This window comes from Erwinia artemisiae, from assembly GCF_051400835.1.
GTDB lineage: Bacteria > Pseudomonadota > Gammaproteobacteria > Enterobacterales > Enterobacteriaceae > Erwinia > Erwinia aeris.
Map to the genome: position 1 here is coordinate 172,226 of NZ_JBLFFM010000007.1, position 25,217 is coordinate 197,442.

21 protein-coding genes and 1 pseudogene are annotated in these 25,217 nt (G+C 54.0%); 10 read left to right on the forward strand and 12 right to left on the reverse strand.

All coding sequences use genetic code 11. The features are described from left to right. Positions 1-74 precede the first annotated feature (74 nt). The gene (locus tag ACMGEE_RS16320; protein ID WP_253459148.1) at positions 75-548 is read left to right on the forward strand and encodes a hypothetical protein; all 474 of its coding nucleotides are present in this window, start codon (positions 75-77) and stop codon (positions 546-548) included. A gap of 834 nt (positions 549-1,382) precedes the next feature. On the opposite strand, the gene ACMGEE_RS16325 is transcribed toward ACMGEE_RS16320, so the two are convergent. After that, on the reverse strand, positions 1,383-1,799 hold the full coding sequence (locus tag ACMGEE_RS16325; protein WP_436830350.1) for a hypothetical protein: 417 nt from the start codon (positions 1,797-1,799) through the stop codon (positions 1,383-1,385). Between the two features lie 569 nt (positions 1,800-2,368). On the opposite strand from ACMGEE_RS16325, the pseudogene ACMGEE_RS16330 reads away from it, so the two are divergent. Together ACMGEE_RS16330 and ACMGEE_RS16335 are read left to right on the forward strand one after the other, a co-directional pair. Then, positions 2,369-3,222, forward strand: a pseudogene (locus ACMGEE_RS16330) (YPO3983 family protein). Then, positions 3,206-3,676, forward strand: a complete 471-nt coding sequence (locus ACMGEE_RS16335; RefSeq protein ID WP_301730857.1) for a DUF943 family protein — start codon at positions 3,206-3,208, stop codon at positions 3,674-3,676. The pseudogene ACMGEE_RS16330 and the gene ACMGEE_RS16335 overlap by 17 nt, the downstream one beginning before the upstream one ends. Before the next feature lie 393 nt (positions 3,677-4,069). On the opposite strand, the gene ACMGEE_RS16340 is transcribed toward ACMGEE_RS16335, so the two are convergent. After that, on the reverse strand, positions 4,070-5,140 hold the full coding sequence (locus ACMGEE_RS16340; RefSeq protein ID WP_369896944.1) for a LacI family DNA-binding transcriptional regulator: 1,071 nt from the start codon (positions 5,138-5,140) through the stop codon (positions 4,070-4,072). A gap of 262 nt (positions 5,141-5,402) precedes the next feature. Between ACMGEE_RS16340 and ACMGEE_RS16345 the strand changes: the two genes are divergently transcribed. Beyond that, a complete protein-coding gene (locus ACMGEE_RS16345) occupies positions 5,403-6,665 on the forward strand; it encodes a maltoporin (protein ID WP_253459132.1) in 1,263 nt (420 codons plus the stop codon). 84 nt (positions 6,666-6,749) lie between these two features. Here the strand turns inward: ACMGEE_RS16345 and ACMGEE_RS16350 are convergent, their stop codons facing one another. From ACMGEE_RS16350 to ACMGEE_RS16375, 6 genes are all read right to left on the reverse strand, one after another. After that, complete coding sequence (locus ACMGEE_RS16350) at positions 6,750-7,064, reverse strand: PTS sugar transporter subunit IIB (protein ID WP_253459130.1); 315 nt, start codon at positions 7,062-7,064, stop codon at positions 6,750-6,752. A 70-nt stretch (positions 7,065-7,134) separates the two neighbouring features. Then, complete coding sequence (locus ACMGEE_RS16355; RefSeq protein WP_369896946.1) at positions 7,135-9,195, reverse strand: beta-galactosidase; 2,061 nt, start codon at positions 9,193-9,195, stop codon at positions 7,135-7,137. Positions 9,196-9,242: 47 nt separating this feature from the next. Then, a complete protein-coding gene (locus ACMGEE_RS16360; protein ID WP_436830351.1) occupies positions 9,243-10,436 on the reverse strand; it encodes a glycoside hydrolase family 53 protein in 1,194 nt (397 codons plus the stop codon). 3 nt (positions 10,437-10,439) lie between these two features. Further along, on the reverse strand, positions 10,440-11,291 hold the full coding sequence (locus tag ACMGEE_RS16365) for a sugar ABC transporter permease (protein ID WP_253459124.1): 852 nt from the start codon (positions 11,289-11,291) through the stop codon (positions 10,440-10,442). Between the two features lie 10 nt (positions 11,292-11,301). Next, complete coding sequence (locus ACMGEE_RS16370) at positions 11,302-12,579, reverse strand: carbohydrate ABC transporter permease (protein WP_301289828.1); 1,278 nt, start codon at positions 12,577-12,579, stop codon at positions 11,302-11,304. Positions 12,580-12,651: 72 nt separating this feature from the next. Beyond that, the gene (locus tag ACMGEE_RS16375) at positions 12,652-13,872 is read right to left on the reverse strand and encodes an extracellular solute-binding protein (RefSeq protein WP_253459121.1); all 1,221 of its coding nucleotides are present in this window, start codon (positions 13,870-13,872) and stop codon (positions 12,652-12,654) included. Between the two features lie 327 nt (positions 13,873-14,199). Here ACMGEE_RS16375 and ACMGEE_RS16380 point away from each other — a divergent pair, with 327 nt between their 5' ends. Further along, positions 14,200-15,318, forward strand: a complete 1,119-nt coding sequence (locus tag ACMGEE_RS16380) for an ABC transporter ATP-binding protein (RefSeq protein WP_253459119.1) — start codon at positions 14,200-14,202, stop codon at positions 15,316-15,318. Between the two features lie 257 nt (positions 15,319-15,575). Continuing rightward, positions 15,576-15,929, forward strand: coding sequence for a KPN_00521 family repetitive protein (locus ACMGEE_RS16385; protein ID WP_253459116.1), 354 nt, complete (start codon positions 15,576-15,578; stop codon positions 15,927-15,929). An 88-nt stretch (positions 15,930-16,017) separates the two neighbouring features. Here ACMGEE_RS16385 and ACMGEE_RS16390 read toward each other — a convergent pair whose 3' ends face one another. Genes ACMGEE_RS16390 through ACMGEE_RS16405 form a run of 4 tightly spaced genes read right to left on the reverse strand, consistent with a single transcriptional unit; the run spans position 16,018 to position 19,895 of the window. Continuing rightward, complete coding sequence (locus tag ACMGEE_RS16390; RefSeq protein WP_436830352.1) at positions 16,018-16,959, reverse strand: sugar phosphate isomerase/epimerase family protein; 942 nt, start codon at positions 16,957-16,959, stop codon at positions 16,018-16,020. Between the two features lie 45 nt (positions 16,960-17,004). After that, the gene (locus tag ACMGEE_RS16395; RefSeq protein WP_369896954.1) at positions 17,005-17,439 is read right to left on the reverse strand and encodes a PTS mannitol transporter subunit IIA; all 435 of its coding nucleotides are present in this window, start codon (positions 17,437-17,439) and stop codon (positions 17,005-17,007) included. A gap of 19 nt (positions 17,440-17,458) precedes the next feature. Continuing rightward, entirely contained in the window at positions 17,459-18,469 is a 1,011-nt protein-coding gene (locus ACMGEE_RS16400; protein WP_253459107.1) for a Gfo/Idh/MocA family protein, read from the reverse strand. A gap of 16 nt (positions 18,470-18,485) precedes the next feature. Further along, the gene (locus tag ACMGEE_RS16405) at positions 18,486-19,895 is read right to left on the reverse strand and encodes a sugar porter family MFS transporter (protein WP_369896956.1); all 1,410 of its coding nucleotides are present in this window, start codon (positions 19,893-19,895) and stop codon (positions 18,486-18,488) included. 673 nt (positions 19,896-20,568) lie between these two features. Between ACMGEE_RS16405 and ACMGEE_RS16410 the strand changes: the two genes are divergently transcribed. The 4 genes from ACMGEE_RS16410 to pmrB all read left to right on the forward strand — a co-directional run bounded on the left by ACMGEE_RS16410 (position 20,569) and on the right by pmrB (position 24,934). Then, positions 20,569-21,471 carry an AraC family transcriptional regulator gene (locus tag ACMGEE_RS16410; protein WP_253459101.1) on the forward strand — a complete coding sequence of 301 codons (903 nt, stop codon included), beginning with the start codon at positions 20,569-20,571 and terminating at the stop codon, positions 21,469-21,471. Positions 21,472-21,562: 91 nt separating this feature from the next. Continuing rightward, positions 21,563-23,203 carry a phosphoethanolamine transferase EptA gene (gene eptA, locus ACMGEE_RS16415; RefSeq protein ID WP_436830353.1) on the forward strand — a complete coding sequence of 547 codons (1,641 nt, stop codon included), beginning with the start codon at positions 21,563-21,565 and terminating at the stop codon, positions 23,201-23,203. After that, positions 23,200-23,871 carry a two-component system response regulator PmrA gene (pmrA, locus tag ACMGEE_RS16420; RefSeq protein WP_253459096.1) on the forward strand — a complete coding sequence of 224 codons (672 nt, stop codon included), beginning with the start codon at positions 23,200-23,202 and terminating at the stop codon, positions 23,869-23,871. The genes eptA and pmrA overlap by 4 nt, the downstream gene beginning before the upstream one ends. After that, a complete protein-coding gene (gene pmrB / locus ACMGEE_RS16425; protein ID WP_253459093.1) occupies positions 23,864-24,934 on the forward strand; it encodes a two-component system sensor histidine kinase PmrB in 1,071 nt (356 codons plus the stop codon). Before pmrA ends, pmrB begins: the two co-directional genes overlap by 8 nt. The last annotated feature ends 283 nt before the right edge of the window (positions 24,935-25,217 follow it).

A 25,217-nucleotide genomic window follows, 5' to 3' on the forward strand; every position in this document is an offset into this window, starting at 1 on the left:
GTATGCGTGCTATTAGGCGGATTTGTGGGCGGTGCTTTAGCGGCATGGGAAATGGGCAACTGGTGGAAATAGAGATGGAAGAAATTACGACACTATCGTTATCGGAAGTGAATCAGGCAACAGATACCACCCAGGCCCGGTCTGAAGTGCTGCTTGAAGACAACTCAACAGGAATTATTATTCCCGGCCAAGTGCTTGAGGCTGCGATAAAAGTCGATGCGCGTCGCTATCTTTTATTCGTGACGGATGACGTCATCTTTGAAGAAATGCTGACGATCCTACTGTTGGATCTTTCTCAAGGCGTAGTAGAAGAACTGACTATTGGAGGCGCTTATACTTCAGGTCGCTTTAAAGATTTAAAGGTTTCGCCCCGCTCCGCAAGCTTCCGCTTTATCGGTGATACCACATGGACAGTAAAAGTATCGCCTTCACCCACGTTAAAACTGCCCTTTTCCGATCCTCGCGGTGTAAGTCGTCCGACGAGATTGCGGAAATACATTGATATCTCCGCTAATCCTGCTCCGGCCAGGGCTGACGGTAGCCGTTAGTGCAGTCTCTGGGCGCTTTTCTTTATCACCAGAACAGGCGACAAAGCTGCGAGACGAAACGCTCTTGGCATACGCTCAGCTATACTCATCAAAATTGAATTTATAAAATCATATAAATAACATTGCCGAAAAAATTCAGATTCCGCCAGCCCAGAATCATCCGACAAAGATCTGAGAGCCCGTATGGCATAAGCCCTGCGGGCTTTTTTGTATCCTTCAGCGGCGGTGTGCCCAGACCTTTCCGCATTAACCGCTATACATCAGCAATTACCTCTGTAATCGCCCCACTTAAACCCGCTCAGCCATTCTCTCTACCGTAGTCCACGCCCTAAGCGCTTCCGGCAGCCTCAGTAGCGGGCGACCAATAGTGAAAACGACAGCGCTTCCAGTTTAACAATACCCCGGAGATAGCCTGAGCCAGCTTGCCGGCGTGATCAAAATCAGTAATTTGCTGCTGATGAACCAAACGATAGCTATCGGTAACGGCTAGCCAGCTAATCTGCACGTCGTTCAGTTTCAGCTAGGCCGCCTCGCCTTCCGCTGACTCTGCGGCAAACGCAAAGTCCATCACTGCTGATAATTCATTCATCAATCCGGCCACGTCGCCTGTATCCGGCTGGCAGATATCGTTAACCGCCAGGTAAACCCGGCTACGCCAGAACAAGGGGAAAATGCACTATATTGCCATGTTCGCAGCAGGCAGCAACGCTGGTGATGCGCCAGGCTAAACTGGCCTCCTCTCGCCTGTCGCCAGTCCGCCTCAATTCGTGCGCCAGGCGCCTGCTGGCATGCGGCACTCAGCAAGACGTCCAGCTAAGATGCGCTCATTATTGCTTAACGCGCGCGACCGGTCAGACGCAATACCAGACCAATAAAAAGTAGCGCAATGCCCGAGGCATAAATCGGGAACCAGCGCGCCCACCAGTTAGTAGAGAACAGCGGCGCGCTGTTGACATGACTGACGGCATAGCTGCCATAGAGGTTCACGGCCAAAGCTATTGCAAAGCTAACAAGGCCGATAAAAACCAGTAGATTCGAGACCTTATGCATTGTGCTTCTCCTGTTCAGGGCCGGATAGAAATTGTCGCCGGAAATCACTATTTCGGTATAAATTTCATTGATGTAATTATTTTCTGCGTCTGTACCCAACTGATTTTCATCGAGGAAAGTGCTTCCCGGAAAATCCTCCAGTCGACTATTCGCACCAGCAGAAGCAGCAGGGCAAGACAGTGTGCATTGCCCGCTGGCCATTATCTCTAGCGGCGAATGGTGTTCACCTTCGGATGAAGAATGGCAAAGAATTTCCGCCTAATTAATTACCATTTAACTTACTGATAATAAATCACGAAAATTAAAAAGTGAACAGGATGAATACTTTTCCCTAAGATTTTTTCTTAGAGTCTTCAAAGAATTAGTTTAACAATTACTCTTTCATATTAAGGAATCGCGTCACTAACTTTGATAGCTTTAACCTGCTATAGCGAAAGACAACCCGTGTAATGGTCTATGCCTGGATACTAACTATCGACCGGTTGAAAAACCGTAGACGAAACGGCATTGATATACCACTCAAAGTTGAATTCAAAAAAACCATTTAAAAACATAAAGAGCAGAAGATCCAAAATAAAGAGCCGAAGAACCAAAAAATTAGAAAATTGCCAAATGGCGTTTTGATAAATCAGACCTGAACGGTACGTCCTCAGCACGAGAGCTGTAAAAGATTACAGGCAGTAATAATTGAAGATTTACATCACTGCCAGTCACCGCGTATTATCCTCTGTTAACTCTACACCGGACAATGACACAAGGAATGTATCATGATGGCGGCTCTACAGTTTCCCTGTACTATATTCAAAACTCAAAATAGGATGGATGACTATAGCGCTGAGGATATGCGCTGTGGCGATCTGACTGAAGCACAACTGAAATCCCATTACCGGCTGGACTATATCTCTGACCGTGTTGATCCTTACATGCTGACCCGGCGTTCCTCAATGGATCGGCCTCAATCCATGTTCTGTTGCAATCGGCGCGGAGCCGGAGAGAAAATTAGTCGGCAGCAGTGCTGCCATGATGCTGTTTGATGAGTTCCGCTCGTTATCCCGTAATTTTTCCATTTATGGGCCGTACAGCCACCTGATCGAAAAGATGATCATCCATATGCAAAACGGCAACGGTACGCCTTTTCATGATATGTCACTGGACACAGCTTTAAAGGAGCATATTCTTAATGACAAATCAAAAAATAGCACTCACCTAAGACTGCATGAAGTTATTAAAAAAAATATTGATTGGCATAAAAAACATTACCCAGCAAAAGAAAAGGATAAATTAAAAGAAATAATCCTCGGCGGGAAACTCCCTAAATTTGACCGTTTCCAGGATGATTTTAATGGCATGGGTATCACTGTTCATGATACCTGGGCAACGCGTATCACCATAAAATCACTGCATATCTATAACGATCACTTTCGCGCAGTGGTGCATTACAAAGTTCAGGATCACTTTGGCCTCGACAGTGACGATATACTGAAGAAAAAATTCAGCCAGTTCCATTTTTTCCGTATCTGGTTCGTGCTCCAGCGATACAATCAGTTTGGCTTCAAGCCCTTTATGACCAACATGGAAGCCATCATAGAAATTAAGGGAGCTCACAAATGAGAGTGAAAAATAGGAGAACTATAGCTTCGCTCTTTCTGGCTGGCTTGGTGCTGCTTGTCTACTGGTTTTGGTTGTCTCTGCGTCCAGTAGAGATTGTCGCTATTCATCACAGAAGTAGTGGTTTCAGTGATGTGCTGGTCACTAGTTTTCCACCGACTGATAAAGGGAAAATTAAATGGTGGTTAAAAAACCAGAATATGTTAAAAGATAAATATGCCATTCCAAAACCTGATTCAAATGGCTATTTTTATGTCACCTTCTGGTTGTTTGGGAAAGGGTATAAGGAAGAAGGAAAATATGACAGACTCTGTTTTAATGATATAAAAACAAAAATAAACTGCATCGAAAAGGACGCTATCTTTTCTGTAGATAAAAGTAGAAATATGGGTTTAATGTTCACTGTGTATGATGGCGATAATTATCGCTTAGACCTTAATGGCGACATTATAAAAGTTACATCTGATTAGGTCTGCCTCTCTCGCGTAGAGGCAGCAATAAAATCATTCGCCCTGCCCGGCTTGCACCAGCAAAGCGGAAGTAGCAAATACTCAGGAGTCTATCCAGACGGAGAAAAGCGGCAATGCCTTGCCGCCGCCTCACTGATATTGCGCCTTTCCCCGACATGAACGCCCTGTTTTGATATGCGCCGGGTATGATTGCATTCTCTACCATGACGACAGCCTTGAGTGACCTGTTAAATCCAGCGACAGTAAAATCCGGCGGTTTCGCTCATTCGCCCCGCCATTAAAAAGCGCGCGAAAAGGGCTTTGCGCTTATCCATCAGCCAGCTTCGCTAAGGCCCGAATTACACCAGGCCTACTTTCAGCAGCGCGTTCTGGCAGGATCCACTCGCCGGTTACCTACTCCAGCTGGCTGGCAATCAGGCGCAGCTGTTCGGCAAGCTGCTTTAAATTTTGCTGCTTTTGATTGGCCGCACCGGTAGAGCTGCGCACCACCAGCTTCGCCGGCAGGATTGATGACGAGCGTTGCCGATCTAGATCGCTGGCCAACAGAATACGCGCTACCGCTTCTTTTCCCTGTAGGTCAAGATCCAACGAAACCGTGGTCAGAGCCGGATGGAAAAACGCGCTTTCATAAGTGTCATCGTAGCCAATAACGGAAATCTGTCCGGGTACCGCCACGCCGCGCTGATGAAGCGCGCTTAACACGCCGAGCGCCATCTGATCGTTGCCTACCAGCAGCGCGCTGAAGTCAGGCGCTTCACGCAGCAGCTGCAGGATGCCGTTATAGCCGCTCTGCGCGTCCCAGTTACCGTGGCGGATGCTGACCGGCTCCAGGCCATAGCTGGCCAGCGTCTCCAGCCAGCTTTTCAGACGCAGCCTGGCGGAAACCGACTGTTCAGGCCCGGCCAGCAACGCAAAATCACGGTGCCCCTGCTCATAAAGATATTTGATGCTGGCGCGGGTGCCGTCCGCCGGGTTAAACGAAACGTTAAACACCGACGTGTAGGGATCGACATCCAGAAACAGGCACAGGATATCTTCGTTCTCCAGCACGATCCGCTCGGCATCTTCGCTCTCCAGCGGCACGTTGATAATGACCTTATCCACCCGCTGCGACTTCAGCTCATTGATACAATCCTGCAAACTTTGATTGACGTTCTCATCAATCATGGCGATCAGCACCTGATAGTCAGCGGCATTGGCGTAGCGTTTTACCGCCGCGGCCACCTGTGAAGGCGCGTGCAGCGCCAGCGAGGTGGTCACCAGTCCCAGCGTCGTGCTTTGCTTACCGACCAGCTGCTGCGCCAGTCTGTTAGGCACGTAGCGCAGAGTTTCAATGGCGGCCTCCACCTTGCGCCGCGTTGCTTCCGAGACGTTTGCCGACTTATTCAAAACCCGCGAAACCGTCTGATACGACACGCCAGCATGGCGGGCAACGTCCTCTAAGGTGGCATTTTTTGATTTCATAACTCGCATCCCTGTTAACCAGTGGCGGAATAGTATCATAACGTAACTTCAGGTCAGGTTACCGTTATCACACTGCAATAAAACAACAAAAAAGTTATACCTTCACATACAGGATTAAGTGATCTGTTTCACCAATCGTTACAAAATGCGCCCTTTTATTTGCAGTATGTCACATATTATTGCGATTTGAATTGTCACCATCTGGGGGAAAGGCGTTTACTGCCGCCGTATGTGAACGTATTACAATTAAACTGAGGGTAACATGAATACAAGGCTTCGCACTGCTGCTGTGGCGCTCGCTGCAGTCCTGACCTCCCCTACACTTTATGCGGCGATCGACAACATTGATTTCCATGGCTACCTGCGCGGTGGCGTAGGCGTGTCTCAGGATGGCGGCATGGAAGAGTGGCAGAAAAACAAGATTGGCCGTCTGGGCAACGAAGCGGATACCTATGGCGAGGTTGAGCTGGGCAGCGAAGTCTATAAACAGGATGACGTCAGCTTCTACGTCGACACCATGGTCAGCATGTTTTCCGACGGCTCCAACGACAACGAAACCACTTTCGGCGACGATGCGCAGTTTGGCCTGCGTCAGCTTAATCTGCAGATCAAGGGGCTGATGCCTGGCGACAAAAATGCGGTGATCTGGGGCGGTAAACGCTATTACCAGCGCCACGATTTACATATCATCGATACCAAATACTGGAATATTTCCGGTTCCGGCGCCGGTATTGAAAACTATACGCTCGGCCCCGGCGCCATCTCCTTCGCCTGGATCCGTGGCGATGCCAATGACGTGGACTACCGCGTGGATGACGACAACGACGTAAATATTAACTACCTCGATCTTCGTTATGCCGGCTGGAAACCCTGGAGCGGCGCGTGGACCGAGTTTGGTATTGATTACGCCATTCCTAACACCACCAAAAAACAGGAAGAGTATGGCGGCCTGTACGACGCTGAAAACGGCGTGATGGTAACAGGCGAAATCAGTCAGGATCTCTGGGGCGGCTATCAGAAACTGGTGCTGCAATATGCGGATAAAGGGCTGGCGCAAAACATGATCTCCCAGGGCGGCGGCTGGTATGACATGTGGAACGACACCAGCAATGCCAAAGGCTACCGCGTGATCAACACCGGCCTGCTGCCGATCACCGATAAGTTTTCGCTGAATCAGGTCTTCACCTGGGGATCGGCCGATGACGTTACCGCCCTGACCAATAAAAGTACGCTGCTGTCGCTGGTGGGCCGTGGTCAGTACCAGTTTACGCAGTATGTGCGCGGCATCGGTGAAGTGGGCAGTTTCTGGCAGAAAGATGAGAATAAAGTCGGTGGCGACTACAAACAGGCCGGACAGAAATACACCCTGGCTTTAGCGCTGGCCGCCGGTTCGGAGTTTATGTCGCGCCCTGAACTGCGCGTGTTTGCCTCTTACCTGAATGACTCTGAAAACGGCCACAGCTTCCAGGACAACACCAGTAACGATACCTGGAACTTCGGCGTGCAGGTCGAAGCCTGGTGGTAAACGCGCACTATCCTCATTGTCATTATTATTAGCCTCTTATACAGAGGCTTATTTTGGATAACCGTCGCCGGTTATCCTTTTTTTTTATCCCGGCTGAAAGAAGCGCGCCTCCAGCAGCTGACGCAGACGATCGGACTGCGTACCGAAAATCGCATGAACTTCATGCCCAAGAATAACCACGCCAATCGCTCCCGCCTCCTGCAACCCCGCAGAATCTACCACCGCCAGTGATTTCACCGTTACGCGTAGCCGCGTTAAACAGGCGTCTACCTGCCGGATATTGTCGCGCCCGCCAAAGCAGTTCATCAGCCGATCCAGCAAAGCGCTGTCGGCCGGGGCGGCCTCAGTCGGCAATGCCTGTCGACTGAAGTAGTGTTTAAACGATTTCAGACTCACCATGCTGCTCTCCTTCAGAGAAAAAAAAGGCGGGCTGCTGCCCGCCGTCTTACTGACAACGCTTACCGCTCCATCAAGCCAGCGGCGCGCACAAAACGCGGCAGCCCCACGGCACCAGCGTCAGCGGCCCGGCCAGCGGCGTGCCGTCAATTAAATCCTCAAGCCCCGCCGGTAGCTGTAGATGATGCGTTTGGCCGCTAAAATTCTGCAGAAAGATAAAGGCACGTTCGCCATCGGTGCGCCGCTGGGCCGTGACGCCTGGCGGCAGATCGATCGCCAGCGCGCGCGGCAGCGCCAGCTGTTTAATCAGCGCGCCGTAGAAGTCACGATGGAACGCCAGATCGTTACGCGATGCGATATACCAGGCTTTGCCCTGGCCAACGCGGTTAACGGTGACAGCAGGCGTACCGGCGTAGAAGTCGCTCTCATAGCTGGCCAGCGCCGTAGCGCCTTCCAGATGGATATGCTCGCAAAGCTCGCGTGCCTGATAAGGCCCGCTCAGGCCAAGCTCGTTGCCGCGCACGCCGCGCACGCCGTTGAACTCTTCATCCGTCAGGCTATCGATCTCTTCCGCCCAGATACCCAGCAGCGGCCGCAGCGGGCCTGGAAATCCGCCGGGATAGCAGAGATCGCTTTCATTGACGATGCCGCTCCAGTAGCTGGCAACAAAGTGGCCGCCCTGCTCCAGATGCTGCTGCACACGCCCGGCAAAGCCGTCGCGCACCATATAGAGCATGGGCGCTATCACCAGCGCATAGCCGCTGAAATCGCTGTCGCCGTTAATCACATCCACCGCCACGCCCTGCTCCCAGAACGCGCGATAGTGTTCGTTGACGGTGCGCTCATAATGCAGGCCCAGATTGCGCGGCCCCTGGGCATTGTCCATTGCCCAACGGCTTTCCCAGTCAAAGACGATCGCCACTTTGGCTTCAGTCCGGCTGCCGACTACCGGCGTCATCGCCGCCAGCATCCGGCCCAGCTCGCTGACTTCACGCCCGGTGCGGGTATCGAGATGGCCGACGTGGTCGATCACTGCGCCATGGAATTTTTCAACCGAACCGCGGCTTTTGCGCCACTGAAAGTACTGCACCGAGTCCGCGCCATGCGCCACCGCCTGGAGCGAGGAAAGGATATGCATACCCGGCTTTTTAAGCTTGCTGGTTGGCTGCCAGTTGGTGGCGCTCGGCGTCGACTCCATCAGCACAAAGGGTTTGCCCTGCTTCAGAGTACGCATCAGGTCGTGATACATCGCGGTATAGCAGGCGAGCGCGGTTTCATCCTTGTCGTTGTGCCACATGGGATAGCTGTCCCATGAGATGAAATCAAGCGCCTGCGCCAGCTTCCAGTAGTCGTAATCGTAAAAGTACTCCATAAAGTTGGTGGTTGCCGGTAGCGCCGGGTTCGCCGCCTTCAGCGGTTTGATCTCTTCACGACAGAAGTCGGTGACCTGATCGGTCATAAACCGCCGCCAGTCGAGGTTCAGGCCATGGATCGAGACTTCGCCCTGCGGAGCCGGCGAGACAACCTGCGACCAGTCGCTGTAGGTGTGGCTCCAGAAATCGCTCCACCAGGCGTGATTAAGATTTTCCAGCGTTTCGTAACGGTGCTGCAGCCAGCCGCGAAAAGCTTCCTGGCAGCGATCGCAATGGCATTCGCCGCCGTACTCATTGGAAATGTGCCAGCCTATCACCGCCGGATGGTGCGCATAACGCGCGGCCAGCTGTTCATTCATCGCCCGCACTTTCTGGCGGTAAACCGGCGAGGTCATACAGTGATTATGTCGGCCGCCATGCAGCGCGGGCACGCGATCGCGTCCAACACGCAGCACCTGCGGGTATTTCTGCGACATCCAGGCCGGACGCGCGCCGCTGGGCGTGGCGAGGAACACCGAGATGTCCTGCTGGTGCAGCTTGTCCAGCACGTTGTCCAGCCAGGCGAAATCGTAGCGTCCCTCCTCCGGCTCCAGCTTCGCCCAGCTGAAAATGCCGACGGACATCACGTTACAGCGTGCCTGCTTCATCATCGCTACATCATCATCAATGATACCCGGCTGGTGAGCCCACTGTTCCGGGTTGTAGTCAGCGCCGTGCAGCAGCGCGTTGACCCTGGCGCTGAGCGGGGGAAATTTATTCATACCTGTTCCTTTGAGGTGTCAGAAATATCAGCGATAGCGCCAATGGATTAATGAAAAACCTGTAGCGAAGGCAGCGCCTTGCCGTGACAGTCAAACAACGCCTGATTTTCGCGGGCGTTACCCTGCTTCCACTCGTCGTGGATATACTTCATCCCGGCTGGCGTCGCCCAGGTATTGCCCGGCGCCGGGATCCAGGCCGGCTCCCAGTACACCACGCCTTTGCCGCGATGGTTCGGCACCGCCAGCACCGCTTTGATTAGATCGTGCAGCCAGGCCGCCTGACCGGCCACCGTGCCGGGATAGCCGCCCGCCTGTTCCTCTTTAGCCTGGAAGCTGTTTTCGGCGCTATCGCAGTTTTCCAGCGTGTAGCCATAGGCGGCCTCCACCACCATTACGTCTTTGTTATAGCGCTGGCTGATGTCGTCCATATTGACTTTCAGCGCGCTAATCGGGCCGTTCCAGTAGGTGTACATCGACAGGCCGATAATATCGAACGGCACCTGGCGCTTGACGATTTCATCAAACCACCAGCGGAACATGTCGTTTTTGGTGCCTTCGGCCAGATGCAGCATGATCTTCACCTGCTGCGGATCGCTGAGGTTTTCGCGCAGGCCGCTGATGCCCGCTTTCAGCAGGGCCGCCAGCCGATCGAACTCGCCGCCGTTCTGCCCCCAGCTTTTGCCCTCCGGCCAGAGCATGCCGCCGTTCAGCTCGTTGCCGATCTGCACGATATCCGGCATTACGCCTTCCGCCTTAAAGCGGGCGATGGCGTCGCGCGTATAGTCATGCACCGCAGTTTCCAGCTGCGGGAAAGGCAACGACTGCCAGGCTTTTGGCTTGAACTGCTTGCCGGGATCGGTCCAGAAATCGCTGTAATGAATGTCGAGCAGCAGCTTCAGGCCCGCGGCTTTTACGCGTTTCGACAGCGCCAATGTGGTCGGCAGATCGTTGCCGCCGCCGCCGTAGGTATGGCCGCTGCCGTCGCGGGGATCGACCCACAGCCGTAGACGAACGGTATTGATGCCGTTGGCTTTCAGGATGGCGATGGCATCCTGCTGCTGATTGGCCGCGTTATAGAATTTCGCGCCCTGTCGCTCCAGTTCCGCCAGTGAAGAGATATCCGCACCCTTCACAAAATCCGCTGGCCACGGCCCGGCGGAGGCGACAGGTGCCGGATCGGCGGCGAGCAGCGGTGTCGCCCAGGCCAGCGCCAGGGCGAGAAGTAAGGTTTTTGGTGTCATGATTTATCCTTTGGTGCCGCCTGAGGTCAGGCCAGAGACGAAGTATTTCTGCAGTGCCAGATAAAAGACGGCGACCGGCAGCGCAATCAGCACCGCGCCAGCCGCATAGGTGGTGTAGCTGGCGCCCATCTTTTGCGACACCAGGTTATAAAGGCCAATCGGCAGCGTAAATTGCTCGGGGGTACGCAGGATGGTGCTGGACAGAATAAAATCGCCCAGCGGCCCGGTGAAGGAGAACAGCGCCACCACCGCCAGGATCGGCTTCGACAGCGGCATAATAATCTCCACAAAGATACGGAAGTTGCCCGCGCCGTCCATGCGTGCCGATTCATCCAGATCTTTAGGGATAGAATCGAGATAGCCCTTCATCAGATAAGTGTTCATCGGGATCATGCCGCCCACGTATATCAGCACCAGCGCAATATGGCTGTTAATCAGCCCCAGCAGCTGCGACAGCACGAAAATAGCGATTAGCGCGGAAAATTGCGGGATCATCTGCAGCAGCAGAAACAGCATCAGCCCGTTTTGCCGTCCTTTGAAGCGAAAGCGCGAAAAGGCATAGGCCGTACAGCTGACGCTGAGCAGGGTCAACACCATGGTCAGGAAGCTGATTTTCATCGAGTTCCAGTACCAGGTCAGGTAAGGCACGGTGCCGTTGAACAGGTTGCGATAGTGCTGCAACGAGGCGTTTTCCGGGATAATCGAGCTGCTGAGCAGGCTATTGCCGGCGTTCAGCGACGCGCCTACCGTCCAGATCAGCGGATAAATAATAATGGTCGAGACCGCTAACACCACCAGCCAGGTCAACGACAGGCGCACCCATTTTTCGCGTTTAATACTCACGGACTTCGCCATAATTGCTTCCTTACGCCATCTCATCTTGTTTAAACGATCGGGTTGCGCGGAACTGCCACAGCGCAAGACCCACCACGAAAATCGACAGCAAAATAGTGATGGTGGCGGCGATAGCGTACTGCGACGACGACATGGTGAGCTTGTAGATCCATGACACCAGGATATCGGTCCCGCCGGCGTTCGATCCCGCTACCGCCGGCCCGCCGTTATTAAACAGGTAGATAATGTTGAAATTATTAAAATTGAAGGTGTACTGGGTGATGATGATCGGCGCAATAGCGTAGAGCACCAGCGGCAGCGTGATGGTTTTCAGCCGCGTCCACGCGCTGGCGCCGTCCATGATCGCCGCCTCGTAGAGATCGTCGGGGATCGCCTGCAATACGCCGGTGGTCATGGCGAAGACAAACGGAAAACCGAGCCAGGTCTGCATCAGGATCAGCGCGGTTTTACTCCAGAAGGGATCGGTCATCCACGCCTTCGGCGCAATCCCAAAGAAATGGAGAATGGCATTGTTGATCACGCCAAAGCTGTCGTTGAACATACCAGCAAACACCAAAATAGTGACAAAACCCGGCACCGCCCACGGCAGGATAAAAATAGTGCGGATAAGCGGCTTGAAGCGCAGGTCTTTCTGGTTGACCAGAATCGCCAGCATGACGCCGACGCTGCACTGTAGCGTGGTGGCCAGCAGCGTCCACACCACCGTCCACTGCAGCACGTCCAGGAAAGTGGAGCGCCAGATCGACAGGGTGAAAATATTAACGAAGTTTTTGAAGCCGACCCAGTCCACCAGCTTCGCCGGCGGCGTGTGATAGAGGTTATAGTTGGTGAAGGCGATGGCGAAACCAAACAGGATCGGAAACACCACCACAAACACCAGCAGGATAAAGCCGGGCGAAATCATCAGGTAGGGAAAGCCGTCACGCAGCAGCAGCTGATACTGCTGGCGCACGCTGTTCAGCGGCTGATGGTTATCGCGCTTTGCGCCGTTAAGCCAGGCATCGCGCACCGACAGCGCCCAAATCGCCACCCCAAAGGCAACGATAAGCACGCTGATAATGCCCTCCGCCAGCAGAAAGATCGAGTTATCGCGCGGCACCTCTTCGCCCAGCGTATAAAGCCCCCACAGCCCCTCGCGGAGAAAATCGTGGAAGACGCCGGTAAAGCTGCACAGCAAAACCAGAAAGCAGAGCCCTTTGGCCCACTGGCGGTGGTAAAACTGGCCGCAGCCAGGCAGCAGCGCCAGCAGCGCGCCGGTCGTCGCATGGCGACGCGGACGCTTAGGCATCGCCAGCTTTTCATCGGAAGAAATAGTCACACCCGGATCCTTATCCTGTGCGGGTTGCCCCGCGAACCTGCATTACTGGTTACTGGCCTGCATCGCTTCGATCTGCATTGAAATTTGCTTCACGGCGTTATCCAGCGCGGCCTTCGGTTCCTGCTTGCCGGAAACGCTCAGCTCCAGCGCGGCATTGGCCGGGCCCCAGACTTCCTGCATCTCCGGCACGCCCGGCATCGCGGAGGCGCGGGTCGCCTGCACCGCTACCGCATTCGCTTTCTCATCGTTTTTGATGATCGGATCGTTCATCAGCGCGGTCACCGGCGGGATCTCCTGCGTCTTCTGATAGCGTTCTTTCGCATACTGCGGCTGGTTGATAAAAGTGATGAACTTCTGCGCCAGCGCCCGATCTTTACTCCAGGTCGACACCACATAGCCTTTTACGCCCAGGAACGAGCTCATCGGCTTGCCGTTGGGCAGCAGCGGCAGCGGCGTTACGCCATAGTTGATGCCCGCCGCCTGATAGGGCTGGAAGGCCCACGGCCCGTTGATAACCGCCGCGGCTTTTTTCTCGGTAAACAGTGAGTCGATAGCATTCAGGCCGTTGTCGCCCATAATGCCGCTCGGCAACAGTCCTTCGCTGAAGAAGCGCTTGAGGTAAGTAACTGCTTCAACGCTGCCGGGCGTGTTTAACCCGACATCCTGGGTCGCGAGCGCGCCCTTGCCGTCTTTGCCAAAGATGTAAGCGCCCATTGGCGACATAACGCCCCAGCTGTAGTAAAGCTGGTCGAACTTCGCCAGCAGGCCGTATTGCTGCGCCGCGCGCTGCTTCTGAGAGAAAGCGCGATATTCATCCAGCGATTTCAGCGGTGACGGCAGCAGATCCTTGTTGTAAATCAGCACCAGCGTTTCCACCGCCTTCGGGATGCCGTAAACCACCTTATCGTGCACAAATGCCGCCATGGCCGATGGCGTGTAGGCCGCCTGCTCTGCCGCCGCGACGTTCAGCGGTGCCAGCAGCCCCTGCACTACCGCGCTGCCAAGCTGATCGTTAGGGATCACCAGCACGTCCGGGCCGATGCCGGCCGGGCCATCAAGCCGTAATTTTTCGATCTGCTGGGCGAACGGCATTTCCTGCACCTTCACCTCAACGTTAAATTGCTTTTGAAAATCGACGATCGCCGTTTTGATGCCGTCCGATTTTTTAATATCTTCCCAGACGGTGAGCTGTGGTGCGGCCCAGGCCGCCTGATTCAGCATCAGGGCTGACAGAAGAAGCGTAACGCCAGTTTTGATTCTCATTAAAGACCCCATGTGAAGGTATGACATTTCAAACTAAAAGATGCTGAAATCATGTGCGTAGTTCGCGGTTTTCCTCGGCTTTCACAATCTATAAAGCAGGAACGACGTATCGCATTGTGGGCTTAAGCTACGCGTAACTTCCGTCGTGCTCCAGCCCCTTCGCATCAATGTGTGATCGGTATTACAGAAATCAACAACAGCGATAGGGCGTGCATCAGGGCGGCGTTATAGTCAAAGCAGGCACCATCAGGGCTGACGTGAAGTGCTCGTAATTGTTATACGTACTACATACTTCCACAGCCAAACCTTTTCGCCATGAGGATCCGCATGTCCAGCATCAGACTGAGAAACGTCACCAAACGCTTTGGAAAAACAGAAACGCTGAAAAATATCGAGCTTGATATTGAGGCGGGCGAGTTTGCCGTTTTTGTCGGCCCTTCCGGCTGCGGTAAATCCACCCTGCTGCGGCTGATTGCCGGACTGGAGGAGATCAGCGACGGCGAGATTTTAATTGGCGATGAGGTGATGAATGACGTTGCGCCCGCTCATCGCGGCGTGGCGATGGTCTTTCAGTCCTATGCGCTCTATCCGCATATGACGGTGGCGGAGAATATCGGCTACGGCCTGAAGGTTAACGGCGTGCCGAAAGCGCAGGTTCAGCATCAGGTTGAGATGGTGTCGAAAACGCTGCAGCTTGCCCACCTTCTCGACCGTAAACCGAAGCAGCTCTCCGGCGGGCAGCGCCAGCGCGTCGCTATCGGTCGCGCTATCGTGCGCAACCCACGCGTGTTTATGTTCGATGAGCCGCTCTCGAACCTGGACGCGGAACTGCGCGTCGATATGCGGCTGCACATTGCCAAACTGCATCAGGAACTGAAAACCACCATGGTCTATGTCACCCACGACCAGATCGAGGCGATGACGCTGGCGGATAAGATCGTGGTAATGAACTACGGCAAGGTGGAACAGGTCGGATCGCCGATGGCGCTCTACTATAATCCGGTAAACCGCTTTGTGGCGGGCTTTATCGGCTCGCCGAAAATGAATTTTCTGCCGGCGCGCGTGCAGCAGTGCGGCACCGGCGGACTGATCGCCAGTATCAATGAGGGCGAGCATACGCTACAGCTGCCGCCGCCGGTGCGCCAGCTGCAGCCGGGCGACGCCATTACGCTGGGCATTCGTCCAGAGCAGCTGCAGATTGGCGGCGATGCGCCGCTGCATCTCAATTTCCATTGCGAAGTGGTTGAACGGCTTGGCAACAATACTTATCTGTTTGGCCAGGGCCACGGCCACGACGGCTTCAAGATGCTGCTGCCGGGCGACGTGCATTTCCGCCCTTATCAACATCTACAGCCCGGGTTTTACCCCCATCACTGCATGGTGTTTGATGCCGAGGGAACCCGCATCAGCGCCGATATCGCCATGCCGCAGGTACGTGCCGCCTGATCGATATGATACCGCCCTCTTTCCGTTCGGCCCTGCCGGACGGATACTTTTTTGTTCGTCAGTATCCGGCGCCGCTTTCTCGCTGCTGCAATCCTTCTGTTTATCCCTGCGTAAGCGCTTTTTAACCGCCATTCCACCGGTAAAGCAGCAAAATCGCCCGCTTCAGCTATGCTCAAATACAGGTTATTCCTAAGGCGGGACGTCATTTGCCGTGCCATGCTTAACTACACAACGGATCAATGTTTGGTGAGGAAATCATGAAAAAAACGATTATTGCACTTTCTGCCCTGCTGCTGGCTTCTCCTGTTTTTGCCGCCACACACGCAACGGACGACACCGTAGCCGCCGCTAACGAAGGCGCCAACACGGCAAAAGAGAAACTGCACCAGACCCAGAATGAAGGCAAAGAGCTGAAGCTGAAGTCTGAACACGCGGCGGAAGGCAAAAGCCACGACACCACCAGCAAAATCAGCGAAGGCACGCAGAAAACCTGGCATAAGACCAAAGAAGGTACCGAAAAAGGTTGGGATGCAACCAAAGAAGGCACTGAAAAAGGCTGGAATAAGACCAAAGAAGGCGCCAGCGATCTGAAAAAGAAAGTCACTGAGTAATCGCTTATCGTGATCGAGTTGAAGGCCGCTTATGCGGCCTTTTCTTTTATGGCTCTACAGGGTTTCACAGACCGATGGGGAGCGAACGCTAGCGGCTGATGCTGGCATTCAGCGCCTCAATTGACGTTTGCAGCCCGGCCTCAACGCTCATCGTCAAATCTTCCATTTCCAGCGCGACATAGTCGTTGTAGCCGGTCATCCGCAACACGGAGAAAAACTCCTTCCACCACAGTAAATCTTTCCCGCAGCCCACCGCTACATAGTTCCAGGTTCTGGATTTCGTTTCCGTTACCGGCTGCGTTTCCATCAGTCCATCAATATCCGCCAGACCGCGCTCAATGCGCGCATCTTTGCCGTGCACGTGGAATATCGCGCCTTCCAGCTTTCTGGCGGCGGCGATCGGATCGGCACCCATGGCGATCAGATGCGAAGGATCAAGGTTGATCCCTATCATCTCATCCACCGCACTACGTAGCTTAAGCAGCGTCGACGCGTTGTAAACCAGCTGGCTCGGAAAGGCTTCTATAGCAATTTTCTCAATGCCGTGCCGACGCGCATGCTGCACAAATTTTTTCCACCAGGGAATAGCCACCTCTTCCCACTGGTAAGCCAGCACGCCAGGCATATAGTCGGGCCAGGATACGGTCGAAGCGATCCAGTTTGGGATTTTATCTTCCGGGCCGCCGCCCGGCAGGCCGCTCATCATCACTATCTTTTTCACGCCCAGCCTGGCCGCCAGCTCAATGGTTTTGTAGCTGCTGTTGCTGTGCCTTTCCCCCAGCTCGCCAGGCGCCAGCGGATTGCCTGAACAGTTCAGCGCCACGATCTCCATATCGCGCCGTTCCAGTTCATGACGGAAAGCGGCCAGCTTTTCCGCAGAGGCCAGCAGCTCATCGGTTGGCACATGCGGACAGGGCGACCAGCCGCCTGCCGTCATCTCCACGCCGTAAATCCCGTAGCTTTTTACCCGATCCAGCATTTCGCCAAATGACAAATTTGCCAGGACGTCCGTACAAAGTGCAAGTTTCATGGGTGATCCTTAATTCATCAGGTCTGGATTGCGCTGTCGGCCTGTTTAAAATTCCGGCTTTACAAACAGCGTAATAAAATCGGTTTTGCTGGTTGCCTGCGCCAGCAGCGTGCTTTTCCATTCGTTGCTAAACAGGTCAGCGATATCGGCGATAACCTGGATATGCTCGTTTTGCTTCGCCGCTACCGCTACCACGATAAAGGCGATCTTGCCCTTCCCCCAGTTCACGCCCTGTGGAAACTGAAAAACCTGAAAGCCGGTTTTAATCACCAGATCGATGCGCTCTTTAGCGCAGTGTGGCAGAGCAATCCCCGCGCCCAGATAAGTCGATACGCTGCTTTCCCGCGCCAGCATGGCATCAAAAAAGCCATGCTTTACGTAGCCGCCCTGCTCCAGCGCTGCGGCTGCCTGACGGAGCGCCTCTGTTTTTGACGAGGCCTGGCAGTCGAGAAAAAGGTCGTCCTGCGAAAGTGCCAGCATAGTCGGTTCCTGTTAATGATTAGCGGTAGAGCGCCGGACGCGGCGGCACGGTGACTTCGTGTTTTAAGCCATCCTGCAATGAAGCGAGTCCCGCATCGCACACCAGCGCAACGACGTAACCGTCCCAGCAAGACGGCCCGCTCATCTCTCTGCCGCTGCTGATATTGTCGATAAAGTTCTGCACCTCCCGATCGTAGGCAGTGGCAAAACGTTCCATACAGGTTTTGGCGATAGGGTATCCGGCGCCGCTGACGGATCGCTTCACGGTTAGCGCCTGTTCTGTCAGGCTGGCGATAGCATTTTCCCCGATAACTTCACACTGGATGTCGTAACCGTAGTTGCAGTTAACAAACAGTTCGTCATCGATGCGCACGCCCGATTCCGTTTCAAAAATCACCATCAGCGGATCCTGCAAATGCGGCAGCGCGCGGCTGGTTTTTTTACGCGGTATATCGACGCGTACCGAAACAATGTTTTCGTTAAGCAGGTAGCGGATGATGTCGATTTCATGGGTTGCTGAATCGTTAATCGCCATTTCCAGCGTATAGCTCTCCGGTACGGAAGGATTGCGGTGCGCACAGTGCATCAGCAGGATATCGCCCAGCTCGCCGGCATCGATGCTCTTTTTCAGTTCGATATAGCCGGGATCGAAGCGACGCATAAAGCCCAGCTGTAGCAATCGTTTACCGTATGCCGTTTCCGCATCGATAATGGCTTTCGATTCTTCAGCGGTCGGCGTCAGCGGCTTTTCGCAAAATATTGGCTTGCCGACTTTGATGGCGGCCAGGATCTGTTCCTTGTGCACAGGGCCGACAGAACAAATAAAAATGGCGTCCACGCTTTCTGAATGAATCATCTCAATAGCGTCATAATAAGCGGTGGCCTGGTACTGCTTCGCCAGCGTATCCGCTACGCCGCTATTGATATCGCACACCGCCGTGACTCTGGCGTTATTAATTACTGTACTGAAGCGTTGCAGATGATCGCGGCCAATCATGCCCAGGCCAATGAGTCCGATATTTACTGGCATTGCGTTTACCTCACTTTTAAAAGCGGAATTTATTTTCAATCTGTTCTAAAGTCAGCCCGCGCGTTTCGGGCAGAAATTTAACCAGCAGGATCAGCATCACGACATTGGTCGCCGCGAAGAAGCCAAAGGTCATGCCGCCGCCATAGTGATGCAGCAGCAGCGGGAAGATGGACTGGATAATAAAGTCGAAGATCCACAGGCCGAACACGGCGATACCCATGCCAAGGCCGCGCATCCGCAGCGGATAGATTTCCGCCAGCATCAGCCAGAAAACCGGCGCTATCCAGCCCTGCATAAAGACCAGAAACAGCAGCATCAGACCCAGGATGATGTAGCTTGCGCTCGCAAAATCGGCATGCAGACTCTCCACGCCGTTTTGGATTTCGGTATGGAAGAAAAGCTTAAAGGAGAGTCCGATCAGCACCAGGCTCAGGGTGACGCCAGCCTGCCCGGTGAAAAAGATTTTTCTGCGCGAGTGTTTGCCAATCAGCACCATGCCCAGCAGCGTTGCGAGGATGGAGACCACGCCGTTGGCCACCGCGCCGGTGACCGCGGCCGCATCGCCCAGACCAGTAGCTTTCAGCACTGTCGGCGCGTAATACATGATGGTATTGACGCCCGTCACGCGTGTGGCCAGCACGATCATCAGGCCAATCAGAATCAGCTGGATAACCCAGGGTTTTTTCAGCTCGGCAAAGATATTCAGCCGTGCCGTATCAATCTGGAGAATGCGCTGTATCTCTTTGACCTCACGATCGACCTCTTGCGGCAGACGGATGGTTTTCAGCACCTTTATGGCTTTATCGGTTTCGCCGTGGCGCAGAAGAAAGCGCGGTGATTCCGGCATCATCAGCATCCCGATCCACAGCAGTGCGCCGGGAATAGCCGGGATCGCCAGCATGATGCGCCAGTTATGCGACATATCGGGATAAAAATTAACGATACCGGCGTTCATCGAGTAGGCGAGGAACTGGCCGGTAACGATCATCAGCTCATTGACCGTAACCAGTCGCTCGCGCCGGGCTGGCCGCGCCAGTTCAGTGATGTAAACAGGCACGGTTACCGAAGCGCAGCCGACGGCCAGGCCAAGGACAAAGCGGGCGACGATCATGGAAGGGACATTCCAGGCGAAAGCCGTGCCCAGCGCGCCAATAATAAATATCGCCGCGACCCACAGCAGGTTTTTCCGCCGCCCCTGCTTATCGGATAAATAACCGCCGAACAGCGATCCCAACGCCGCGCCGAACAGCAAAAAGGAAGTAATAAAACCTTCCTGCACCGGCGTTAAATTAAAATCATATTTCATAAAAATTAATGCGCCGGAAATTACGCCGGTATCATAGCCGAAACATAATCCGCCGATAGTAGAGACCAGCGTAATAAAGCGCATTCGGTCGGGATTTTGCAGGTGACTTTTATTATACATAGGGTTTTCCGTCTGGTTTTAAGGAACGCCTTGCATCATTTTTTATAAACCGTTAATGGCTGTTGCCGCCGTTTAAAAACAATCCCAGGCTACAGCGGACAGAGAAAAGGGTATACCGAAGTGAAAGAAAAAGGCCATATAGAAAGATAACGAAAAATTCATACCGTGGTGGAGATCAATATTCCGCTTAAATTTTCCCATAGCGGGTGACAGCAATCACAAACTGATTTTAACGCGTTGACTTAGCAAGAATGAAGAGATTATTTCTACGCTTCCTTTTATTAAAAATAACAAGGAAGATAATATCTTACGGCATTAATTACGCTGGTAACCGGGGCGGCAATCAGGCTTTTATTCTGCCGTTTTGATGATTTTCGTCCTGTCGGTCAACATTAAAAAGCCATAGCGAAAAAGGGGATTTACCTTTTTGCCGACGGGATGGCGGTTGAACCTTTTATTTCAAAATGTGCTCAAAAAAGACTCGGCCGGTGCAACGGCAGCCGTTTTTGCTGGTTGATTGCGGCGGCATAAAGCAAAAACAGAGATTTTCTGGCCGACTATTTTTCTATATCCATTATCAATCAGCAGTTTATAGAAAAATAAAAACTAATTTTGATGATTACAGCCAGCGACTATTGATGTAAGAATAGTGATGAACGCCACGGGAGAAATTATGCTGACATTTTGCCTGAACGACTGCTCCGCCACGGGCGGCTTTGCAAACGGCATGCGGCCGCGTTTGCTGTTTATGTGCCGGGCCGACGGCATTGGCGCCGCCACGCCGCGCGTGATGCACCGTCATCAAGAGCGGTTTGAGCTGATGTTTATTATGCAGGGCAGCGGCACTTATCATATCGACGGGCGTCAGTATCAGGCGAAACAGGGCGATCTGCTGCTGTTTAATGCAGGCGTGCTGCATGACGAATGCCCGCACGCTACGGACGACCTGATGTTATTCAGCTGCGGCGTAGAACAGCTCAGTATTCACGGGCTGCCGCTAAATCATTTAACGCCGCGCGGCCAGACGGCGATGATGCCGAGCGGCGTTTATTACGACGAAATCCGCCAGCTCTTTTTACAGATGTGGCAACATATCAACAGTAAAAAGCCCTACGCCAGCGAAACGGGCCACAGCTTATTGCAGGCGCTGCTGTTAATTTGTCGGACAATCTGGGCGGAGAAAAACGAAGTTAGCGATCCTGACGCACTGTCGCCAGGCCAGCGTATTAAAGATTTTATTGACGAACATTATAAAGACAATCTTGATTTCCGTTTAATTACGGCCGAACTGCAAATGAATCGTTTTTATCTGGCGCATCTGTTTAAAGCTTTTTCAGGTTATTCGCCTAAACAGTATCAGACCCGACGCAGGATCGGCGAAGCGCAGTCTTTATTACTCAGCACCGAACTGGGCGTAACGGAAGTGGCGAATGCGGTAGGCTATGACAACGTCAATAACTTTCATCGTATTTTTCATAATCTGGTAGGCATCCCGCCCGCTCGCTATAAAAAGTTCTGGTTAACTGGCGAGCTGAAAAATGTGCCGACGCCGGGCCAGCAGTCAGCAAGCGCATAGCGCGCCGGACGCGATTTCTTAAGGGCCTTAAGGTTTTCCTAACCTTTCACTGGCAGGCTGAGCCTCTCTTTTCTTGCTCCGGATTGCTGGTATGTCACTGATGCAGCTAAAAAGAGTGTCGCTGAGTCGACACCTTTTCCTGATCCTCTTTTCCGCCTACATTGCTTTGTTTCTGAATCTTGCCTTCTACCATCAGGTGCTGGCGGCCATGCCGCTTACCACGTTGCGCTGTACGCTGGTTTTCCTTTCTATGCCGCTGGTAGCGTTCAGCGTCATTAATATCGTGCTGACGCTGGCTTCGTTTCTGTGGCTGGACAGGCTGCTTATCGCCCTGTTTATCCTGGTTTCCGCTGCGGCACAGTATTTTATCTGGAACTACAATATCGTTCTCGACCGCTCGATGATCGTCAATATGCTGGATACCACCGCGTCGGAATCCTTTGCCCTGATGACGCCGCAGTTTGTTATCAGCCTGCTGCTTTCCGGCGTGCTGGCCGTCGTGCTGGCGTTCTGGATACGCTTCAAAACGCCGTCGGGCCTGTTAACCAGCGTGGTGCCGCGCGTGCTCAGCCTGGCCGCCTCCGCCGTTTTAATCCTGCTGATCGCCCTGCTCTTCTATAAAGATTACGCCTCGCTGTTTCGCAATCATAAAGAGCTGGTGAAGTCGCTTAGCCCTTCCAACAGTATTGCCGCAACGCTTTCCTGGTATAAGCACAACCAGCTAACGCACCTGCCGCTGGTCAGGCTGGGAGAAGATGCGCATCAAAGCCCGCAAATGCTTAACAGCACGAAAAAAAGCCTGACCATTATTGTGCTGGGCGAAACCTCGCGCGCGGCGGATTTTTCGCTTTCCGGCTATCCGCACCAGACCAATCCCCTGCTGGCGAAAGATAACGTTATCTATTTCCCGCAGACCATATCCTGCGGCACCTCTACGGCAGTGTCGGTGCCCTGCATGTTTTCCGGGATGCCGCGCGCGCACTATGATGATGTGCTTGCCAGCCATCGGGAAGGCCTGCTGGATATCGTGCAGCGCGCGGGCCTGAGCGTGCTGTGGAATGAGAACGACGGCGGCTGTAAAGGCGCCTGTGACAGGGTGCCGCATCAGGATATGACACGTCTGGATCTGCCTGGCGAGTGCATCGACGGCGAATGCTACGACGACGTGCTGTTTCACGGCCTGGATGACTATATCAACCAGCTGAAGGGCAACGGCATTATCGTACTGCATACTATCGGCAGCCACGGCCCAACCTATTATCATCGCTATCCGGCGCAGTTCCGCCGTTTTGTGCCGACCTGCGACACCAACCAGATCCAGGACTGTTCCAGGGAGCAGCTGGTCAACACCTACGACAATACCCTGCTCTATGTGGATTACATCGTCGATAAAGCCATTAACGTATTAAAATCACATCAGGATCGTTTTACCACCAGCCTGGTCTATCTTTCCGATCACGGGGAATCGTTGGGCGAAAACGGGGTCTATCTGCATGGTATGCCCTACGCGATAGCGCCGGAGGAGCAGAAGCATGTGCCGATGCTGATTTGGCTGTCGCCCGACTATCAGCAGCGCCACGCGGTGGCTATGGACTGTATGAACAAACTGACAAAGAATACGTGGTCGCAGGATAATCTGTTCTCTACGGTGCTGGGGCTGACCGGCACGGTGACGCGTGAGTATGTGCCTGGCGACGATATCCTGACGGCCTGTCGGAGCACAAATCGGTGAAAATTCTGGTGGTGGAAGACGATGCCCTGCTGCTACAGGGTTTGCTTATGGCGCTGGAAGGCGAAGGCTACGTTTGCGACGGCGTAAGCACCAGCCACGACGCACAGGCCGCGCTTGCCAGCGGCCTCTATAGCCTGCTGATCCTCGATTTGGGATTGCCGGACGAGGACGGCCTGCGCCTTTTGCTGCGCCTGCGCCGCCAGAAGAAAAAGTATCCTGTGCTGATCCTCACCGCGCGGGATACGGTCGGCGACCGCATCACCGGGCTGGACGCGGGCGCGGACGATTATCTGATCAAACCTTTTGCGCTGGAAGAGCTGCTGGCGCGCATCCGGGCGCTGATCCGCCGCGATGTTAACCAGGGTGACAGCAGGCTGACTTTCGGCCAGCTGGCGCTGGATATGACGCATCGCCAGATCCATCTTGCCGACAGGCTGCTGGAGCTGACGCCGAAAGAGTACGCTATTCTGTCGCGGCTGATGCTTAAGGCCGGGCAGCCGGTGCATCGCGAAATCCTCTACAACGATATTTACAACTGGGAAACCGAGCCGTCCACCAACACGCTGGAGGTGCATATCCACAACCTGCGCGAAAAAATCGGCCGGTCGGCGATCCGCACCGTGCGCGGCTTTGGCTATGCCCTGATCAAGGCCGATACGGATGAGTAAATTTTTCTTTCAACGTCAAGGCAACACGATGCGCTTTCGCCTGCTGATGGCGGTTGGCCTGATTTTGCTGTTCTGCCAGGTGATTAGCGTGGCGTGGCTGTGGCACGAAAGCAAAGAGCAGATCCAGCTGCTGGTGGACGCGGCGCTGCATAATCATGACCAGCACAAGCACGTGGAAAAAGAGATCCACGAGGCCGTCGCCAGCCTGGCCGTGCCGAGCCTGATTATGATTACGCTCGCCCTGCTGCTCTGTTTCCAGGTGGTGAAATGGATCACGCGGCCGCTGTCTGAACTGCAAAAGCAGCTGGAAAACCGCAGCGAGGACGATCTCGATCCCATCAGCTGTGCCCGTTCGGTGCGGGAAGTGGATGCCGTTACCCAGGCCGTTAATCAGCTGATTACGCGTCTGACCACCAGCCTGGAGCGCGAGCGCCTGTTTACCGCCGATGTCGCCCACGAGCTGCGCACGCCGCTGGCCGGACTACGGCTGCATCTGGAGCTGATAGAGAAAAAGCACGCCGTTAACGTGCGCCCTTTGCTCGAGCGTCTGGATCAGATGACCAACAGCGTCTCTCAGCTGCTCCAACTGGCGCGCGTCGGGCAATCCTTTACCGCCGGCAACTATCAGCAGGTTTCGCTGATGCGGGATGTGATCGCGCCGATGAGCCTGGAAATGCAGGCGATGCTGCAACAGCGTGGACAAACGCTGGAAGTGGCGGCAACGCAGGATGTCACGGTGCGCGGCGACGCCACGCTGCTGAGCGTCCTGCTGAGGAACCTGCTTGAGAATGCCCATCGTTACAGCCCAAAAGGCACCGTCGTGACCGTTCGCATTGAAAACGTTTCCGGCGCGGTGCTGGCGGTGGAGGATTGCGGGCCGGGCATTGACGAAAGCAAAAGCGGCGAGCTGAGCCGCGCTTTTGTACGGATGGACAGCCGTTACGGCGGCATTGGGCTGGGCCTGAGCATCGTCAGCCGTATTGCCCAGCTGCATAAGGCGCAGTTTTTCCTCGAAAATCGGCCGCAAACCGGCGGTTGTCGCGCCTCGGTAAAATTTTCCTGACGGCGGCTCAGGCGGCGAACCAAACCCGCAGAAAAGCCAGGATCACAAGGCCGCTGAAAATCACGGCGGTATATTCACTTAGCGGACGGCTGTGCGGCTGTTTCATAGTGTTCTCCTCAGGTTGGTGAGAAGAGTTTCCCGCAGGAATATTAAGGCAACATTAAGGGCGCGCTAAACGGCGGAAAAATGTTGCCGTCAAGCTGGCGGAACCCGCGGGAAAATGCCCGTTGCGGTTTGCCCTCTTATACCGAAATCCTTCTGGTGCTACGCTGCGTGTTTATCC

What these genes read in the sequence shown, in the direction of transcription:
- ACMGEE_RS16335 (WP_301730857.1), top strand. Translation starts at nt 3,206, where the DNA reads ATGAGAGTGAAAAATAGGAGAACTATAGCTTCGCTCTTTCTGGCTGGC.
- ACMGEE_RS16400 (WP_253459107.1), bottom strand. Translation starts at nt 18,469, where the DNA reads ATGCCAGTAAATATCGGACTCATTGGCCTGGGCATGATTGGCCGCGAT.
- ACMGEE_RS16360 (WP_436830351.1), bottom strand. Translation starts at nt 10,436, where the DNA reads ATGACACCAAAAACCTTACTTCTCGCCCTGGCGCTGGCCTGGGCGACA.
- ACMGEE_RS16405 (WP_369896956.1), bottom strand. Translation starts at nt 19,895, where the DNA reads ATGTATAATAAAAGTCACCTGCAAAATCCCGACCGAATGCGCTTTATT.
- ACMGEE_RS16320 (WP_253459148.1), top strand. Translation starts at nt 75, where the DNA reads ATGGAAGAAATTACGACACTATCGTTATCGGAAGTGAATCAGGCAACA.
- ACMGEE_RS16325 (WP_436830350.1), bottom strand. Translation starts at nt 1,799, where the DNA reads ATGGCCAGCGGGCAATGCACACTGTCTTGCCCTGCTGCTTCTGCTGGT.
- pmrB (WP_253459093.1), top strand. Translation starts at nt 23,864, where the DNA reads ATGAGTAAATTTTTCTTTCAACGTCAAGGCAACACGATGCGCTTTCGC.
- ACMGEE_RS16375 (WP_253459121.1), bottom strand. Translation starts at nt 13,872, where the DNA reads ATGAGAATCAAAACTGGCGTTACGCTTCTTCTGTCAGCCCTGATGCTG.
- ACMGEE_RS16350 (WP_253459130.1), bottom strand. Translation starts at nt 7,064, where the DNA reads ATGGTGAGTCTGAAATCGTTTAAACACTACTTCAGTCGACAGGCATTG.
- ACMGEE_RS16410 (WP_253459101.1), top strand. Translation starts at nt 20,569, where the DNA reads ATGCTGACATTTTGCCTGAACGACTGCTCCGCCACGGGCGGCTTTGCA.
- ACMGEE_RS16380 (WP_253459119.1), top strand. Translation starts at nt 14,200, where the DNA reads ATGTCCAGCATCAGACTGAGAAACGTCACCAAACGCTTTGGAAAAACA.
- ACMGEE_RS16395 (WP_369896954.1), bottom strand. Translation starts at nt 17,439, where the DNA reads ATGCTGGCACTTTCGCAGGACGACCTTTTTCTCGACTGCCAGGCCTCG.
- ACMGEE_RS16355 (WP_369896946.1), bottom strand. Translation starts at nt 9,195, where the DNA reads ATGAATAAATTTCCCCCGCTCAGCGCCAGGGTCAACGCGCTGCTGCAC.
- ACMGEE_RS16365 (WP_253459124.1), bottom strand. Translation starts at nt 11,291, where the DNA reads ATGGCGAAGTCCGTGAGTATTAAACGCGAAAAATGGGTGCGCCTGTCG.
- ACMGEE_RS16345 (WP_253459132.1), top strand. Translation starts at nt 5,403, where the DNA reads ATGAATACAAGGCTTCGCACTGCTGCTGTGGCGCTCGCTGCAGTCCTG.
- eptA (WP_436830353.1), top strand. Translation starts at nt 21,563, where the DNA reads ATGTCACTGATGCAGCTAAAAAGAGTGTCGCTGAGTCGACACCTTTTC.
- ACMGEE_RS16340 (WP_369896944.1), bottom strand. Translation starts at nt 5,140, where the DNA reads ATGAAATCAAAAAATGCCACCTTAGAGGACGTTGCCCGCCATGCTGGC.
- ACMGEE_RS16370 (WP_301289828.1), bottom strand. Translation starts at nt 12,579, where the DNA reads ATGCCTAAGCGTCCGCGTCGCCATGCGACGACCGGCGCGCTGCTGGCG.
- ACMGEE_RS16385 (WP_253459116.1), top strand. Translation starts at nt 15,576, where the DNA reads ATGAAAAAAACGATTATTGCACTTTCTGCCCTGCTGCTGGCTTCTCCT.
- ACMGEE_RS16390 (WP_436830352.1), bottom strand. Translation starts at nt 16,959, where the DNA reads ATGAAACTTGCACTTTGTACGGACGTCCTGGCAAATTTGTCATTTGGC.